The 16409-nt window shown below is 64.7% G+C and carries 11 protein-coding genes; 8 read left to right on the top strand and 3 right to left on the bottom strand.

Annotated elements, in window-relative coordinates; genetic code table 11:
- Position 1: 1 nt before the first annotated feature.
- The 7 genes from pgi (at position 2) to F0Q04_RS06985 (ending at position 10007) form a co-directional block, all read left to right on the top strand.
- Positions 2 to 1609 (top strand): glucose-6-phosphate isomerase, encoded by a 1608-nt coding sequence (pgi, locus tag F0Q04_RS06955; protein ID WP_182345035.1) that lies wholly within the window; start codon positions 2 to 4, stop codon positions 1607 to 1609.
- 264 nt (positions 1610 to 1873) lie between these two features.
- Positions 1874 to 2764, top strand: coding sequence for a transporter substrate-binding domain-containing protein (locus F0Q04_RS06960; protein ID WP_116924577.1), 891 nt, complete (start codon positions 1874 to 1876; stop codon positions 2762 to 2764).
- 291 nt (positions 2765 to 3055) lie between these two features.
- Positions 3056 to 4429: a VOC family protein gene (locus F0Q04_RS06965; RefSeq protein WP_182345036.1), complete on the top strand. Its 1374-nt coding sequence runs from the start codon at positions 3056 to 3058 to the stop codon at positions 4427 to 4429.
- 3 nt (positions 4430 to 4432) lie between these two features.
- Positions 4433 to 5881 (top strand): FAD-binding oxidoreductase, encoded by a 1449-nt coding sequence (locus F0Q04_RS06970; RefSeq protein ID WP_116924579.1) that lies wholly within the window; start codon positions 4433 to 4435, stop codon positions 5879 to 5881.
- Between the two features lie 69 nt (positions 5882 to 5950).
- Positions 5951 to 7159, top strand: a complete 1209-nt coding sequence (locus F0Q04_RS06975) for a PLP-dependent aminotransferase family protein (RefSeq protein ID WP_116924580.1) — start codon at positions 5951 to 5953, stop codon at positions 7157 to 7159.
- A gap of 292 nt (positions 7160 to 7451) precedes the next feature.
- On the top strand, positions 7452 to 8423 hold the full coding sequence (locus F0Q04_RS06980; RefSeq protein ID WP_165841114.1) for a Bug family tripartite tricarboxylate transporter substrate binding protein: 972 nt from the start codon (positions 7452 to 7454) through the stop codon (positions 8421 to 8423).
- A gap of 87 nt (positions 8424 to 8510) precedes the next feature.
- Positions 8511 to 10007, top strand: a complete 1497-nt coding sequence (locus F0Q04_RS06985; protein WP_182345037.1) for an N-acyl-D-amino-acid deacylase family protein — start codon at positions 8511 to 8513, stop codon at positions 10005 to 10007.
- 142 nt (positions 10008 to 10149) lie between these two features.
- Here the strand turns inward: F0Q04_RS06985 and F0Q04_RS06990 are convergent, their stop codons facing one another.
- The 3 genes from F0Q04_RS06990 to F0Q04_RS07000 all read right to left on the bottom strand — a co-directional run bounded on the left by F0Q04_RS06990 (position 10150) and on the right by F0Q04_RS07000 (position 14367).
- Positions 10150 to 12555: a TonB-dependent siderophore receptor gene (locus F0Q04_RS06990; protein WP_182345038.1), complete on the bottom strand. Its 2406-nt coding sequence runs from the start codon at positions 12553 to 12555 to the stop codon at positions 10150 to 10152.
- 113 nt (positions 12556 to 12668) lie between these two features.
- Positions 12669 to 13820: a FecR family protein gene (locus F0Q04_RS06995; protein WP_232539534.1), complete on the bottom strand. Its 1152-nt coding sequence runs from the start codon at positions 13818 to 13820 to the stop codon at positions 12669 to 12671.
- A gap of 7 nt (positions 13821 to 13827) precedes the next feature.
- Positions 13828 to 14367 carry a sigma-70 family RNA polymerase sigma factor gene (locus tag F0Q04_RS07000; protein WP_182345039.1) on the bottom strand — a complete coding sequence of 180 codons (540 nt, stop codon included), beginning with the start codon at positions 14365 to 14367 and terminating at the stop codon, positions 13828 to 13830.
- 656 nt (positions 14368 to 15023) lie between these two features.
- On the opposite strand from F0Q04_RS07000, the gene F0Q04_RS07005 reads away from it, so the two are divergent.
- On the top strand, positions 15024 to 16385 hold the full coding sequence (locus tag F0Q04_RS07005) for an NAD(P)-dependent oxidoreductase (protein WP_182345040.1): 1362 nt from the start codon (positions 15024 to 15026) through the stop codon (positions 16383 to 16385).
- Positions 16386 to 16409 lie beyond the last annotated feature (24 nt).

A 16409-nucleotide genomic window follows, 5' to 3' on the forward strand; every position in this document is an offset into this window, starting at 1 on the left:
TATGAACCGAGAATGTGCGACACAGCGCAAGCGCTGCGATGAAACCCCCGCGTGGCAAGAACTGCAAAAATACTACGACGCTGAGGGCCGAGGCCAGGACCTGCGCGCGGCCTTTGCCGACGATGCGTCCCGACTGGACCAGTTCAGCCAGCAAGCGCCCCATCTGTTTGCCGACCTGTCCAAGAACCTGATCGACCGCCACAGCCAGCAGCTTTTGCTGCAGCTGGCGCGCGACTGTGACCTGGAGAAGGCGCGCGATGCGATGTTTGCTGGGGCAGAGGTCAATGCCTCCGAAGGCCGCGCCGCCATGCACTGGCTGCTGCGCCAGCCCGCCCAGGGCCTGGAGAACTGGCTACCGGGCAGCTCCGCCGAGGTGCATGCGGCGCTGGCCGATGTGCACAGCAGCCTGACCCAGATGCTGGCGTTGGCCGAGCAGGTGCGTGCCAACCCGCAGATCACCGACATCGTCAACATCGGCATTGGTGGCTCGGACCTGGGCCCGGCCATGGTGGTCAATGCGCTGGAGGACTGGCGCATTGCCGGCAAGCGCTTCCACTTTGTCTCGAATGTGGACGGGCATGAGCTGGGCCATGTGCTGGCGCAGACCCGGCCCGAGAGCACCTTGTTCCTGGTCGCATCCAAGTCTTTCACGACCCTGGAGACCATGGTCAACGCGCATTCGGCGCGCGACTGGTTCATTGCGCAAGGCGGCAGCGAGGACCGCAGCGCCGCGCTGTCGATCTCCAAGCACTTCTGGGCGCTGACCACCAACACCGAGGCGGCCGCTGCCTTTGGCATCGACACCACGCTGGGTTTCTGGGACTGGGTCGGCGGGCGCTATTCGCTGTGGTCGGTGATCGGCCTGCCGATTGCGATTGCGGTGGGGGCCGAGTCCTTCCGTGCGCTGCTGCAGGGCGCGCATGACATGGATGTGCACTTCAAGACCGCGCCGCTGGCGCAGAACCTGCCGGTGCGCCTGGGCCTGCTCGATGTCTGGTACCGCAACTTCCACGGCTTTGCCACACGCTGTGTAGCGCCCTACAGCCATGGTCTGCGCCGGCTGTCGGCCTATTTGCAGCAGCTGGAGATGGAGAGCAACGGCAAGGGCCGGGATGTAGACAACCAGCCGCTGCCCTATGCAACGTCGCCGGTGGTCTGGGGCGAGCCCGGCACCAATGGCCAGCACGCCTTTTTCCAGATGATCCACCAGGGCCGCGATGTGATCCCGGTGGAGTTCATCGCCGCGCGCGAGGGCGGCAAGAACCTGGCCAGCCACCAGAACAACCTGGTGATCAATGCGATTGCGCAGGCGCAGGCGCTGCTGGTGGGGCGCACCGAAGAGCAAGGCCCCAAGTACTGCCCGGGCAACCGCCCCAGCAGCTTCTTGCTGATGGACAAGCTCACCCCCACCTCGCTGGGCGCGCTGATTGCTTTGTACGAGCACCGCGTGTTTGTCAGCGGTGCCCTTTGGGGCATCAACAGCTTTGACCAGTGGGGCGTGGAGCTGGGCAAGCAACTGGCCAAGGACCTGTTTGCGCGCCGCGACCAGGGTGACTGGCAGGGCGTGGATCCCTCGACCGTGGCGCTGGTGAGCCGGCTGGCGCCCTGACGCTGCTCGCCAGGCACTGCCGTGTGGAGATACGGCAGTGCAGCACGGTGTTTCCAAAACAGCAACACATGCTTCTAAATACGCGCTAGGGATTGGCGCGACTCTCTGGAATACTCGGAGGCTGGATGCGCTGGCGCAAAACCGGCGCATCCTTTTTGTTTTAAAGCGCATGTGCAGCGCACCAAGACCAGCGCAATCGCAAAGCTGGTGAGGCATCTTGGCCCGGTGCCGGGATACCCGTTCGTTCATTCCAAGGAGTACACAATGACATTCAGCATCAAGATGGTGGCTGCGGCGGTGGCTTTTGCCGCAGGCGGCGCGGCGTTTGCGCAAAGCACCTTTGACAAGATCAACAGCACTGGCAAGGTGGTGGTGGGCGTGCGCGAGAGCTCGGCCCCGATGGCCTATGCGATTGGCTCCAACCAGACCTTTGGCGGCTACCACGTTGAGCTGTGCGAGCGCGTGCTCAAGGAAATCGCGCCCAAGGCCAAGATCGAATACATGGCGCTGACGGCGCAGAACACGATGCCGCTGGTGCAAAACGGCACCGTGGACATTGGCTGCGGCCCCACCACCAACAACCTGAGCCGCCAAAAGCAAGTGGCTTTTGCCGTGACCACCTATGTGAGCCAGGTGCGCGCAGCCGTCCGTGCCGATTCGAACATCACCAGCGTCAAGCAGCTCGATGGCAAGACGGTGGCGGCCTCGGCCGGTACCACCGCCGTGCAGCTGCTGCGCAAGTTCGCCAAGGACAACAGCATCAACCTGCCCACCACCTTGGGCAAGGACCATTTCGAGAGCTTCATGCTGCTCGAATCAGGCCGCGCTGACGCCTTTGTGCTCGACGACAACCTGCTCGCTGGTGTGATCGCGAACTCGGCCAACCCGGCTGGCTACAAGATCGTCGGCGAGGCGCTGGGGTCGGAGCCCATTGCGCTGCTGTTCCGCAAGGACGATCCGGCCTTCAAGAAGGCCGTGGACGACAGCCTGACCAAGATGATGAAGTCCGGCGAGCTGGCCAAGGTCTATGACAAGTGGTTCATGCAACCCATCCCGCCCAAGGGCCAGGCGCTGAACCTGCCGATGAGCGATACCCTGAAGAAGCTGCTGCAAGAGCCCAACGACAAGCCACTGGAAGCCTACGCGGACCAGTAAGCCGCGCGCTTGCACCCTGCACCCCACCCAGCCCCGGCTGGGTTTTTTTATGCCCGCAGGCCGCGCCTATCAGGCAGCGATGGCTGCGCCAAACATCGCATTTTTCATCGCAGGCACCGGCCCCCGCCATGTTGTGCGTAATTGGAATAATTTGCCGCGCTATTGTCGTTTGACCTGGCACAAGGCTCTGCCTAGCATGACGCGCAGTGTTGTCTTGGTGCCCAGCCGCTTTTTGGCCGGCCGCCAAGGCCCGGTTTTCCCGTTTTATTAGCTATTGATCTGGTACCCACGATGACCCACTTTGTGCACCCCGATGAGGTTCGTTCGCGCTTCTCCCGCGCCATGTCCGATATGTACCGCGACGAAGTGCCGCAATACGGCAACTTGATGGCGCTGGTGGCCCAGGTCAATGCTGAAGTGCTCAAGGCCCAGCCCGCACTGGCCAATGCAATGGCGCAGGCCGACGAGCTGGACCGCCTGGATGTGGAGCGCCATGGCGCCATCCGCGTGGGCACCAAGGAAGAGCTGTCCACCCTGCGCCGCCTGTTTGCCGTGATGGGCATGGAGGCCGTGGGCTACTACGACCTGTCGGTGGCGGGCGTGCCGGTGCACTCCACCGCCTTCCGGCCGGTCTTGGGCAGCTCGCTCAACCGCAACCCTTTTCGCGTGTTCACCTCGCTGCTGCGCCTGGACCTGCTCGCCGATGAAGCGCTGCGCGCGCAAGCCGCGGAGATTCTGGCCCGCCGCCAGATCTTTACCGAACGCGCGCTGGCGCTGATCGCCCAGTGCGAAGCCGCTGGTGGCCTGAGCGATGCAGAGGCCGACGAGTTCGTGCGCGAAGCGCTGGAGACCTTCCGCTGGCACAGCGAGGCGACCGTGGATGCCGCCACCTACGACAAGCTGCACAAGGCGCACCGCCTGGTGGCCGATGTGGTCTGCTTCAAGGGCCCGCACATCAACCACCTGACGCCGCGCACCCTGGATATCGACGCCGCCCAGCTGGGCATGCCCGTCCATGGCATGGATGCCAAGGAGGTGGTCGAAGGCCCACCCCGCCGCGCCTGCCCGATCCTGCTGCGCCAGACCAGCTTCAAGGCGCTGCAGGAGCGCGTGAACTTCCCCGGCAGCGGCGACCAGGGCACGCACACCGCCCGCTTTGGCGAGATCGAGCAGCGCGGCGTGGCCCTGACCCGCAAGGGCCGCGCGCTGTACGACAGCCTGCTGGCCAATGTGCGCAGCATGGGCAATGCCGGCAGCGCCAGCGCCAACTACCAGGACCGCCTGGAGTCATCGTTCGCCGCCTTCCCCGACAGCCATGACGCCATGCGCCAGCAAGGCCTGGCCTTTTACCGCTATGTGCTGCAGCAGCCGGTGGGCGATGCCTCGGCCGATATCGAGACCCTGATTGCCGATGGCGTGGTGCGTGCCGAGCCCATCGTGTACGAAGACTTTCTGCCAGTGAGCGCGGCCGGTATCTTCCAGTCCAACCTGGGCGGCGAAGAGCAAAAGCACTACGAGGCCAACCAGGCCCAGCAGGCCTTCGAGGCCGACCTGGGTGCCCAGGTGCATGACGAGATCGCGCTGTACCAGGCGATGCAGGATGCATCCTTGCAAGCGGTGCGCCAGGCCCTGGCGCAAGCCGACGTGGCAGAAAGCGTGGCCTGAGCGATGGCCGCCTCTGACCTGGACATCCGCGACAACAGCGAACTGCTGAGCGCGCTGCACGCCATCGTGGGCGAAGTAGGGGTGCTGCAAGGCGCCGATATGGCCGCTTATGAAGAAGGCGCGCGCTACGGCCAGGGCCGTGCGCGCCTGGTAGTGCGCCCTGCCGATGTGGCGCAGGTGCAGGCCGTGGTGCGGCTGTGCGCCGAGCGCGGCATTGCGCTGCTGCCCCAAGGCGCGAACACCGGCATGGTGGGCGCCAGCACGCCGGACATGAGCGGCAGCCAGCTGGTGCTGAGCCTCTCGCGCCTGCGCAGCCACTGCGCGGTCGATGTGGCCAACCGCAGCGTGGTCGTCGATGCCGGCGTCACCCTGCAAGAGCTCAATGACCAGCTCGAAGCCCATGGCCTGTGGTTTCCGATCGACCTGGGGGCCAACCCCTCGATCGGCGGCATGGTGGCCACCAACACCGGTGGCACGCGCCTGATTCGCTACGGCGATGTGCGCTCCAACCTGATGGCGCTGCAAGTGGTGCTGATGGACCCGCCCGGCGAGGTGGTGGAGCTGGGCCGCGCGCTGCGCAAGAACAATACCGGCGTGGACTGGAAGCAGCTGTTTGTCGGCGGCTCTGGGGCCGGCGCCATCGTGACGCAGGCCACCCTCCAGGTGCATGCCCGCCCGGCGCAGCGCGCCACGGCGCTGGTGGTTCCGGCCTCGGACGAGGCGGTGATGGAGCTGCTGCAGGCCTTTGAGCGCGACCTGGGCGATTGGCTTGCCGCGTTTGAAGGCATCTCGGGCAACGCGATGCAGGCGGCCATTGACCATGTGCCCAACCTGCGCAACCCCTTTGCGCCCGACGATGCGCCCGAGTTCGCCATCCTGGTCGAGCTGGAGGCCAATGCCGCTGCCAAATACAGCCAGCTGGATCTGCAAGAGGCGCTCAACAGCTTCTTGGAAGACCAGTTCGAGGCGACCATCGTCAACGCAGCCTTGGGCAATGCCACCGAGCTGTGGCACCTGCGCCATAGCATCAGCGAAGGCGCGCGGGCGCTGGGCAAGCCCATTGCGTTTGATGTGTCGGTGCCGCGCTCGCGCATCATGGAGTTCTGCCGCAAAGGCCGCGAACTGGTGGCGCGCGACTACCCCTTCCTCACGGTGGTGGACTTTGGCCATATCGCCGATGGCGGTGTGCACTTCAACGTCATCTGGCGCAAGGATGCCCCCGAACAGTACGACCCGGCCGTGGTGCAGCGCCTGCGTGATGCCATCTATGGCATGGTGGTGCAGGACTTTGCGGGCAGCTACAGCGCCGAGCATGGCGTGGGCCCCCACAACCTGGCCTATTACCAACGCTTTACGCCGCCGCTGCTACAGCAATGGGCCGATGGCTGGCGCGACCGGCTAGACCCCCAGCACCTTTGCGGCACCGTGGATTTGGGCACGGCCAAAAACTAAGACCCTGGCCATGCCTGCGTTGGCAGACATGGCCAACAACAACCAGAGACAACCCAGCGAGACAAGGCCATGTCCTTTTTTCAATTCACTCCCGCATTCGCCAACCCCCAGGGCTCGCCCATCCGCGAGCTGTTTCCCTACCTGAGCCGCCCGGGCATGATCTCGCTGGCGGGTGGCTATCCCTCGCCCAGCCTGTTTGACCAGGAAGGCCTGGCAGCGGCGGCCGCGCAGGCGATGACCACCGGCGCCACCGCGCTGCAGTACGGCGCCACCGAAGGCTCGCCCGCGCTGCGCGAGCAGCTGGCAGCCCAGTGCCAGGCCCGGGGCATCCGCTGCACAGCGGCTGACATGCTGGTGACTACCGGCTCGCAACAGGGCTTTGACCTGCTGCTGCGCGTGCTGATTCAGCCCGGCGATGCCGTCTGCGTGGAGACCCCGGCTTACCCCGCCACCCTTGCGGCGCTGCGCCAGGCGGGCGCCAGGATGCTGAGCACGCCGGTCGACGGCGATGGCCTGGATGTCGAAGCGCTGGCCGCCATGCTGGCTGCGCTGCCGGTGGCCGAGCGCCCCAAGCTGCTCTACACCGTGCCCAACTTCTCCAACCCCTGCGGCACCTTGCTGACACAACAGCGCCGCGAGCGCCTGGTGCAGCTGGCGCTGCAGTATGGCTTTGTCGTGGTCGAGGACGATCCTTACGGCGAGCTGGCCTTCACCGACGCCCGCCCAGCCCCCGTCTATGCCGCAGCCCAGCAGCAAGTGGGCGAGGCTGAGAACCCGGTGGTCTACCTGTCGAGCCTGTCCAAGACCGTGGCCCCCGGCCTGCGCGTGGGCTGGATGGTGGCCGACCCGGCCGTGCTGCGCCGCTGCACGGTGGCCAAGCAGACCAATGACCTCTGCACCTCGCCGCTGGCGCAAGCCGTGGCCGCCAGCTACCTGCAGTCGGGCCGCTATGGCCAGGCCGTCGCCAAGGCCTGCGCTGAATACCAGCGCCGCATGCTGGCCTTGACCCAGGGCCTGAAGGCGCGCCTGGGTGACCTGGTGCAGTTTGTGCAGCCCGCTGGCGGCATGTTTGTCTGGTTGACGTTTGATGCCCGCATCGATCCGCAAAAGCTGTTTGATGCCGCCGTCGCCGCCAACGTGATCTTTGTGCCGGGCAAAGCCTTTTATGCCGACAACGCCCATCTGCATTCGATGCGCCTGTCATTTGCCGCGCCCGATGTGGCGCAGATTGAGCAGGCGGTCGATAGGCTGGCAGAAGCATTTGATAAAGCCGGCTAATCGCTAGGCAAGCCATAGCACCCGAGCCCGTTGGCATCGAAGCTGACGGGCTTTCTTATTGACGTTTTGTGCTTGGCGCTGAGGCTGTCAGCCATGCGTTTCTGCATTCCGCAGATGTTGCTTTGGTATGTTGCTGTTAATTCAGGAGATTTTGGCAAGAATGCCGAGCAGAATGGCACTGTCTTGGACGCTATGCCGTGCAGGACTCAAGGCTCAACCGGGGGCGTGTGAGGGATCGGTCGGCATACCAGCCTGTTCTTTCGCCTGTACTCCGATCTTCTGGAGAAACGCCATGGCTGCTGCACTGTTTTCACGTCGTTCGCTGATGGTCGCTGCGGGCTTGCTGGCTTATAGCGCGCACGCGGCCTACCCTGATAAACCCATCAAGATCATTGTGCCCAGCGTGGCTGGCAGCAGCCCCGATGTATTGGTTCGCTTGGTCGGCAATGCGCTGTCGCTGCAGTTGGGCAAGCCGGTGGTGATCGAGAACAAGGGTGGGGCGGGGGGCAATATCGGCATGCAGGCGCTCGCCAACGCGGCGCCCGATGGTTACACGCTTGGCTACGGCAACAATGCGACGTTGACAACCAATGAGTTTCTGTTCAGCAGGCTGCCCTATGACCCGCGCAGCCTGGTGCCGGTTGGGGGCATTGCCACGACCAGCAGTTTCTTGCTGGTCAACAACCTGGTGCCCGCCACATCGGTGACGGAACTGGTGACCTATATCAACAGCTCGGATGCGCCGGTGCATTATGGGTCCGGCGGCATTGGTACCACCAGCCATCTGGGCGCGGAGTGGTTCAAAACCAAGATGGGGCTGCAATCGGCAGTGCACGTCCCGTACAAGGGCTCACCTCAGGCACTGAACGATTTGGTCGGTGGCACTTTGCAGTTTTACTTTGAAAACATCGTTACCGCTGCGCCGCAGCTGCAAGCGGGCAAAGTACGCGCGTTAGCCGTGACAAGCGCCGAGCGCTCCCCCCAGTATCCAGACATACCGACTATGCAGGAAGCGGGTGTCCAGGGATTTGTAATGAACGCATGGGGAGGGTTGCTGGTACCACCGGGCACACCGCAGAAGGTGCTGACGCGGCTGAACACGGCATTGAACCAAGTGCTCCAGATGCCCGAGATCAGGGCGCAGCTGGAAAAGATGGCCTACATCCCGCTGGCGGGGGCTCCTGAGGATTTCGGGGCGCTGGCCGACTCAGAGCGTGCGCAATGGGGGGCCGTGGTGAAAGCAAGTGGTGCCAAGGTGGAATGAGGTCGCGCCTGTCTACTGCATTCCGTTGGTGCAGGGAATCCATCCATCCTCTTTGGGCGAGCAAGCATCTTTGGGCGAGCAAGCAAGATGAAGACGCAGGCATTTGATGTGGTAATCCGAGGCGGTGTGGTCATCGACGGCAGTAACTGCCCCCGCTACAGAGCCGATGTAGGCATTCGAGGCACGATGATTGCCGCCATGGGTGACCTGTCCTCAGCCACCGCCCATCGGGTTATCGACGCCAACGGCAAGATAGTGGCACCCGGCTTTATTGATGCGCACTCGCATGACGACCAGGCGCTGCTGCTGCAGCCGCAGATGGAGTGCAAGCTCTCACAAGGGGTGACGGCAGTGGTGACCGGCAACTGCGGTATTAGCGCTGCGCCGCTCTACCCGGATTCGCCGATGCCCGCGCCGCTGAACCTGCTCAGCGATGCTGCCATGCGGTTCACGACCTTTCAAGCCTATGCGCAGACGCTGCGCACATCACCGCCTGCGGTGCATGTGATTCCGCTGGTGGGCCATACCAACCTGCGGGTGTTGGCAATGGCAGACCTGAACCGGGCGGCCACTGCGGAAGAAATTGTTCAAATGCGGGCATTGCTGCGTGAGGCGCTGGTGGCTGGAGCAGTGGGGCTGTCATCGGGCACCTATTACCCGCCCGCTGCAGCTGCGACCATGCAAGAGGTGTGCGATGTAGCCCAACCCTTGGCCGAATTTGGCGCGCTGTATGTGAGTCATATGCGTGACGAGGCTGTGCACAGCCAGCAGTCGATTGATGAGACCTTGCAGATTGGACAGCACGCGCAGGCCGCCGTCGTCATTTCGCACCACAAGCTGCAGGGTCAGGCCAACTGGGGGAATTCGGCGCAGACATTGCCGCAGATCGAAGCGGCCATGCACTGCCAGTGCGTGGCACTTGATTGCTATCCCTACCACGCCAGCTCCACCATGCTGCACCTGCAGGAAGAGCGCTTGTCCGGCAAGATCGTGATAGCCGACAGCGGACCTCATCCCGAACTGCAAGGCAAGGAGCTGGGCGACATCGCCAGGGACTGGCAGGTGTCTCGCGCCGAAGCCTCCAACCGCCTGCAACCGGCCAGCGCCATTTATTTCAACATGGATGAGGGTGATGTGCAGCGCATTTTGCAGTTTGCTCCCACCATGATTGGCTCAGATGGCGTGCCCTCCAACGAGCGACCGCACCCGCGCCTGTGGGGTACCTTCCCCCGCGTGCTGGGGCACTACAGCCGTGATCTGGGCCTGTTCCCGCTGGAGACCGCCGTCTGGAAAATGACGGGCCTCACTGCCCAGGTCTTTGGTATCGAAAAGCGAGGTGTGTTGGTCGAAGGCCATTACGCAGACCTGTGCGTGTTTGATCCCCAGGCCGTGCGTGATACCGCTACCTATGACGATCCGAAACAGCCCGCTGTCGGCATCGACTGTGTCATTGTCAATGGCGCCATCGCCTACGAGCAGGGTGCTTACCAAGGAAGTCGGACGGGCACCGTGTTGCGGCGCACGTTGCCTGCCAAGACAAGCCCAGGCTTGCAGATACTGGCTGAGCCAGGGAGCCGCCTGTAAGCCGTACCTCGGTCGCTGACATCGCCTTCGAAAACCATGGCACACCATCGCGCCAGAGCCCACAGAATGTGGGCTGTGGCATTTGTCACCAAGATGGGCGCAATGGTTGGCCACCCGGCCCAGGTACCGCTATGGTGACCGCTTAGAAGTCGTAACGCATGCCCACATTCACGCTGCGCGGCGCTCCCCAGGTGTAGTACAGGCCAATGGCGCTGAAGTTGTTCACACCCGCTTTGTAGTGCTTGTCCAGCGCGTTGTTGACGTTCAGGCTGAAGGACAGTTGCTTGTCGACCTGGTAGCGGGCCATCAGGTCCAGCACCGCGTAGCTGCTTTGTTCCAGGGTAGCAGCGCTGTTGCTGACGGAGGTCTTGTCCTGCCAGCGGGTGGAGGCACCGACGGTCAGGCCACGCAGCGCGCCTTCGTCAAAGCGGTAGGTGCTGCCCAGCTTGAACTGGTACTCGGGGTACTGGCTGGTGTTGCTCAGCGAGCTGTTTTGCCGCACCAGGCTGCCCTGGGCCTGCCAGCCGCGCGCCAGCTCGCCCGACAGCTCCAGCTCCCAGCCGTGGCGGGTGGCAGAGGCGACGGAGCGGTAGGCGGTGTCGCCACCAGGGGTGAGGCCACCGGTTTCCTCGGCGGTATTCTTGGTCTTGATCCAGTAGTGGCTGATGCTGGCGTTGAGGCGCTTGTCAAAGAACTCGCCCTTGATGCCGACCTCATAGGTGTTGCCTTCTTCGGGCTTGAGGGTGCGGCCCTGCTCGTCCTGCGAGGTCTGGGGCTGGAAGATGCTGGCGTAGCTGGCGTAGGCCGACATGTTGGGGTGGAAGTCGTAGACCAGACCGGCGTAGGGCGTGTAGACCGCGCTCTCGTTCATGTCGTAGTTCCACCAGTAGGGGGTGATGTCGCGCTCCTCGAACTTGGTCACGCGCAAGCCGGCAATCAGCTGCAGCGGATCGCTGAGCTGAAAGCGGCCAGCCGCATAGGCGTAGCGCTGTTTTTGGCTGAAGCGGTTGTTGCCATAGGTCCAGCTGCTGGTGTCGGGCTCGGGCAGGTAGGCGCCGCCCTGGTCGTAGCTGGTGCCCAGGCCATCGAGCGGCAGCAGGGTCAGCGCGTTCAACGGCAGCTTGACGCTGCTTTGGAAGCGCGAGATACCGATGCCGGCGAGCAGCTCATGCTGGCGGCCCAGCAGACTGAACAGGCCCTTGATGTCCAGGTTCACGGTCCAGTTGTCGTTGCGCATGTCCAGCCAGCGGCCATAGTTCAGCCGGTCCTGGTCGTAGAGGTAGCCGGCAAACATGTCATCCATGCGCACCTGCTGGTGCGAGAACTTGAGGCTGGTGGACCAGCCATTGCCCAGGCGCTGCTCCAGGCTGCCGAAGAGGTTGAGCGCGTTCTGGTCATAACCGCCCCAGGGCGCGCCGGTGTTGAACGAACGCGGACGGTCGGGCGTTTTGACACCGGCGCGGGTGTAGCCCTGGATGGGTTGGGTGGTGCCGATGCCGTTGGCCGCACGCTGGCGGTAGGTAAAGCCGACATTCAACAAGGTGTCCGGGCTGAGGTCCGCTTCCAGGGTGCCGAACAGCATCTTGCTTCTGCTGTCTTCATGGTCGCGAAAGCTGCCCGCATCGGTGGCTGAGGCGACCAGGCGGCCACGCAGGGTGCCCGCCTCGTTGAGCGGGCCGCCGATATCGGCCTGCGCGCGGTAGCTGTCCCAGCTGCCGGCGCTGGCCTGCACGCTGGCCTGGAAGGTCCGTGTGGGGCGCTTGCGCACCATGTTGACGGTGGCGCCGTATTCGCCCTTGCCAACCACCAGGCCCGACGAGCCCTTGAGCACATCGATGTGGTCGATCTCGGCCATGTCGTCGAGCGAGAACAGGGTGCTGGTCAGGTAGTACCAGCCGCTGCGCACTTGGGCCATGCCATCGGTCTGCAGGTTGACCGAAGTGCCGCGCGCCTGGAAATCGGTGGCATTGCCCTGGCGGTAGGTGCCGATGCCCGGGGTCTGCTCCATCACATCGGTCAAGGTGTCGAGCTTGAAGTCGTCCATGCGCTGGCGCGTCATCACGCTGACCGACTGCGGGGTTTCGCGCAGGCTCAGGCTCAAGCCCGTGGCGGTGGCGCTGGGGCCGCGCTGGGTATAGCTGCCCGTGCCTTCGGTGGCACCATCGCGCTGGGCATCGGCCGTCACGGTGACGGTCGCCAGGGTCGCGCCTTCTTCCCCCACCGAGGCGGCCTTGATCACCACCGCCTGGCCTTCCACCGTGGCCACCAGGCCGGTGCCGGCCACCAGGCGGTCCAGCGCCTGGTTGGGCGTCAAGGTGCCGACGATGGCTGGTGCCCGCTTACCGGCGACCAGGCCTTGCTGGGCAATCAGCTGGATGCGCGTTTGCCGCGCCCAGTCGTTGAGCGCCTCGGCCAGCGGCTGTGCCGGGATGCTGAAGGCCAGTGGGGTGGTCGGCAGTGCGGCGCTTTGCGCATGGGCTGCTACGGAGCCCAAGGCCAGGGCCATGGCCAAAGCCAGCGGAGCGGGACGCAGAAGGGGGTACGACATGGAGGTCCTCAAAGTAGTCAATGCAAATCATTCCTACTGAGGTAGACGCACGAGTTCCGAGAAATACGGTAGTCAGCGCGAAAAATATTAAAATTTTCTGGGGCTTGGCGACGTCAACGCAGCGCGCGTATTTCCAGTCCGCCCGCCACCTGCTGCAGTCGCACCGGCAGCGCATGGGGCAGCACCTTGCGCAAGGTCTGGGTATCGCTGGGGTCAAAGGTGCCGCTCAGGCGCAACGCGGCCACGGCCGGGTCGCTGATTGTCAGGCCCGTGCTGCCATAACGCTCAAACTCGGCCAGCGCCTGCGCAAGCGGCGTGTTGACAAAGCTGATGCGGTGCTCGCGCCAGGCGGCAATGCCTTCGGCGGCGACCGCTTGGATGGGGCTCAGGCCACCTTCGGGGTTGGCGCTGATCTGCTGGCCGGCCACCAAGGTCTGGGCTTCGGGGAGCTGCGTCAGCGCGGGGCCGGGCGCGCCATCGCGGCGTACCACGCGCACCTTGCCTTCTTCGACGGCCACGCGCACGCCATCGCTGTCAGCCAGACCCGGTGTATAGCGTACCGAAAACCGGGTGCCCACCACGGTGATGCCGACCGGGCCGCTCAGCACATGGAAAGGGCGCTGCGGAGCGGCCTGCACGCTGAACAGGGCCTGGCCTTCGTGCAGCAGCACTTCGCGGCGGTCGCGGTAGTAGGCCACCTCCAGCCGGGTGGCGGTATCGAGGCGCAGCTCGCTGCCATCGGGCAGCTGTACCTGCAACTGCTGGCCGCGCTGCGAGGCATAGGCCTGTTTGAACACGGGTTGCGCCTGCCAGTGCTGCCAGGCCAGCAGGCCCGTGCCGCTGGTCATCACGATCGCAGCGGCCATGCCCAGCGATGGCAACAGCCAGCGGCGGCGCAAGGCTGGCAGGGCTGCGGCAGGCGCAGGCGCAGACGCTGCTGCGGCCGGGCGCGGCGTGGGGGCAGCAGCGGCCGTGGCGCTTGGCAGCGCCTTGTCATGCGCCAGGTTGCGGCGCAACTGGGCGATGGCATCGGCTGGCATGGCATCGATCGCGCGCCAGTGCTGCTCCCACTGCACATAGGCGGCGCGGTGCGCGGCATCGGCCGCCAGCCACTGCTGCAAGGCCTGCTCTTCCGCCGTGCTCCAGCTCTCGCGCTGGCGCCGGACAAACCAGTCCAGCACCTGCTGGCGCAGGCCGGCGGTGTTCTCTGGTGGCAGGGGCGATGCGTTCATCTCGTGGTCAATTCTGGAGTCGGAGGCGGGCATGGGCGGCTCATGGCTTGGCGCGTCCATGGCGGGCATGTGCAGCACCGTCGAGCCGGTCCTGGCAACGCCAGCAGGCCTCCATCGCGATTTGCAGCTGCATCTCGACCGTGCGGGTGGAGATGCCCATGTGCTCGGCGATCTGGGCATAGCTCAGGCCGTCGAACTTGTAGAGCATAAAGGCTTCGCGGCAGCGCGGGGGCAATTGGTCGATGGTGGCGACCAGGGCCGCCAGACCTTCGCGCGAGGCCAGGATGGTCTCGGGCTCCAGGGTGCGCGGGCCCGGCAGGTGCTCCAGCGCCGGCTCATCGCCGGCTGCGGGCGCTGCGGTCTCCAGCTCGGCGCGAATGCTGCTGCGCCGGTGCTGGTCGATGACCAGGTTGCGGGCGGTGCGGTAGAGCAGCGCGCGCGGGTCATGCACGGCCTGGCCGGTCTGCTGGGCCGCCAGCACGCGGGCATAGCTCTCCTGGGCCAGATCGGCCGCCGTGTCGCGGTCCTGTACCGATCGGGACAGAAAGTTCAGCAGTTCGCGGTAGTAGCGCTCAAACACCAGGCGGCCGTTGCAAAAAGGGAAAGAGGGGACTTCGCAACCGGTGGACGCCGTCGCCGTGGCCAGGAACGCAGTCCTGCCATATACGCAAATGGGAATTGTTATCATTATCGCTGATTGCTGGCCCCGCTCCACCAATGCCGCTGGGCTTGGAGGGGGATGGCGCACGCTTATCCCAAGGGACTGGATTTGCGCCGCCAGCCACATGCAGATCTTCCGCTGGCACTGCTTGCTGCGCGGGTGATGGCGCCTGGCAGATCGGCGCATGCGCCGATGGATCGCCCCTTCATGGCAGGCCAGCTTTGCGCACTTTCGCAAAAGCCCAGAACGCCAGGTTCGCGCCAGGCCAGCCCCGCCTCGTGGCCGGACTGAAGCGTCAGTCGTAGCGTTTGCCTAGTGTTTTTACCAGTGCGTAAAACTTTAATCGGGCATTTAATGGTTCCCTAAGTGCTGCGGCAACAGCAGCACAGGACAGATCAAACACCCACGATGAGGGCCTGATGAACCCTCCCTGGTTGGTGCAGCTTTGGCGGTGAATGGATGGCGCAGCCATGCCATTGGCCGGACTTGTTGTAGAGGCAGTGGCGCGGTCGCAGGCGGCATGGTGATGGAGCCGTTCGCACTCGCGCTGGTAACCCAGTCGAGGAGGATGAGTCATGAACGGACCCACAGGATGCGGTGTGCGCGCAGGACGGCTTGGCGCGGACCAATACGCTGAAAATTTCTCGGATGCGCACCCGCCGCTGACATGGGCGCAGGCATCGATCGAAGCCGAGCGCTGTTACTACTGCTACGACGCGCCCTGCGCCACGGCCTGCCCGACCAGCATCGATGTGCCCAGCTTCATTGCCCGCATTGCGCAGGACAACATCCGGGGCGCGGCCAAGACCATTCTCGAATCGAACCCGCTGGGGGGCATGTGCGCCCGGGTGTGCCCGACCGAGGTGCTGTGCGAGCAGGCCTGCGTGCGCAACACCCATGAGGACAAGCCGGTGGAAATTGGCGCGCTGCAGCGCTATGCCACCGACCGCTTCATGGCAGCGGGCGGCGCGCCGCTGTTCCAACGCGCCGAGCCCACCGGCAAGAAGGTGGCCGTTGTGGGCGCTGGTCCGGCCGGGCTCGCCTGTGCGCACCTGCTGGCCTTGCAGGGCCATGATGTCAGCCTGCTCGATGCCAAACCCAAGCTCGGCGGCTTGAACGAGTACGGCCTGGCCAGCTACAAGACCACCGATGATTTTGCGCAGCGGGAAATTGACTGGCTGCTGTCGGTGGGTGGCATTGCCCCGCGCAACAACCAGCGGCTGGGCCGCGACTTTAGCGTGGACAGCCTGCTGGCCAGCCATGATGCGGTGTTTCTGGGCCTGGGCCTGGCAGGGGTCAATGACCTGGGTATTGCCGAGCCCGCCGCCCAGGGCCTGCGCAATGCGGTCGATTTCATTGCCGATATCCGCCAGGCGCCCGACAAATCCACGGTGCCGGTAGGCCGGCGTGTGGTGGTGATTGGCGGGGGCATGACGGCCGTGGACGCGGCCGTCCAAGCGCGCCTGCTGGGTGCCCAGGAAGTCACCATCGTCTACCGGCGTGGTCAGGATGCGATGTCGGCCTCCGCGGTGGAGCAGCAATGGGCGCAGACCCATGGCGTGACGATCCGGCTGTGGGCGGCGCCGCAGGAAGTGCTGGTGGACAACGGTGCCGTCAGCGGCATCCGCCTGGCGGCCACGCAGCAGGTCGATGGCAAGCTGCAAACCACCGGCGAGACCGAGGTGCTGGCGGCCGACATGGTGCTCAAGGCCATCGGCCAGAGCTATATCGCCGAGCCCGCCGGCGCACGTATCGCCCTCAAGGCCGGGCGAATCGAGACGGACGAAGATGGCCAGACCAGCCTGGAGCGGGTCTGGGCGGGAGGCGACTGCCGCTGGGGCGGCCGAGACCTGACGGTGGAAGCCGTGGAGCACGGCAAACGCGCCGCAGCGGCCATGCACCGCATGTTGATGCGCGAAGTGGGTGTCAGCGCCTAAGCGCACGCCCAGCCCTCTTTCCAC

Origin of the sequence: Comamonas koreensis, from assembly GCF_014076495.1 — a bacterium.
Taxonomy (GTDB): Bacteria; Pseudomonadota; Gammaproteobacteria; order Burkholderiales; family Burkholderiaceae_C; genus Comamonas; species Comamonas squillarum.